Genomic DNA, 929 nt, shown 5'->3' on the forward strand with positions numbered 1-929 from the left:
GGTCGGCCCAGCTTCCGTCGCTGATGCCGCCGTTGGCGCCGTTGAGCAGATAGAAGGTCGGTGCGGGCCGATCCGGGTCGGCCGCGCGCAGGACGAGCACCCGGGTGACGCTGTTCATGGCCGTCGAGAAGACACCGACGTCGAGGACCCGCTCGGACTCGGTACGGATGTCGTGGATTCGGGACCCGTCCGGGGCCGTTACGGCGGTGGAATCCGGCGCAGGCTCGGCCGTGGCACTGCCGGGTGCGGCCGTCATCGTCGCAATCGCGAGGACCATGAACAGGATTCGTGTCCGCGAACGGGTGAGCGACATCGCACCTCCGATCTCGAGGCCGCACCTCGGCCGATACCCTCGGCTCCGCGGGCGGGGAACAGGCGACGACTACGAGAGCCGACATCGAGTCAACCGCATGGCGTGAGCTGGTACGCACGGAAACTCGCGACCTTGTGCCCGTTCCCAGGGGGAAGCCCGGTGGACTGCCCATCGGCCCCAATGGGCGCACGACATCTTGCACGCGGAGCCGGTCGCGGCCTAACGTTGGCCGAGTTCCGTCCCGCCCGCGCAGGAAGGCCGTGTGTGGATTCCCTTGCCCCGCTGCCGTATCGCCGCGGCGCGGCGCGGACCGCGCGGCTGGTCGCGGCGCTGACCGTCGCCGCCTTGGGGTTCGCGACCGGTGCGGCCGGGCCTACGAGCGCCGAGCCGCCCGCGCCGGAACTCCCCTCGTCGATCGGCGCGACGCCGGAGCGTTCGCAGATCGCGGCGGCCACTCCGGGGCCGGGGCGGCTGGTGGACCTGACGGTCCACTCCGCCGCGATGGCGAACGACGTGACCGTGCGCGTCCTTCCGGCCGCCGACCCGTCAGCCCCTGCCCCCACTCTCTACCTGCTCAACGGCATCGACGGCGGAGCCGACGGCAACTGGCTCAGCA

Annotated in this window: 2 pseudogenes; one reads left to right on the top strand and one right to left on the bottom strand. The window is 71.6% G+C overall.

The window, feature by feature from the left end:
• Positions 1–313: pseudogene (locus NNI01S_RS32980) on the bottom strand (esterase family protein); the annotation flags it as partial.
• Positions 314–577: 264 nt separating this feature from the next.
• Between NNI01S_RS32980 and NNI01S_RS32985 the strand changes: the two are divergent.
• A pseudogene (locus NNI01S_RS32985) lies at positions 578–929 on the top strand (hypothetical protein); the annotation flags it as partial.

The organism is Nocardia niwae NBRC 108934 = DSM 45340 (assembly GCF_001613465.1).
GTDB classification, from domain to species: Bacteria; Actinomycetota; Actinomycetes; order Mycobacteriales; family Mycobacteriaceae; genus Nocardia; species Nocardia niwae.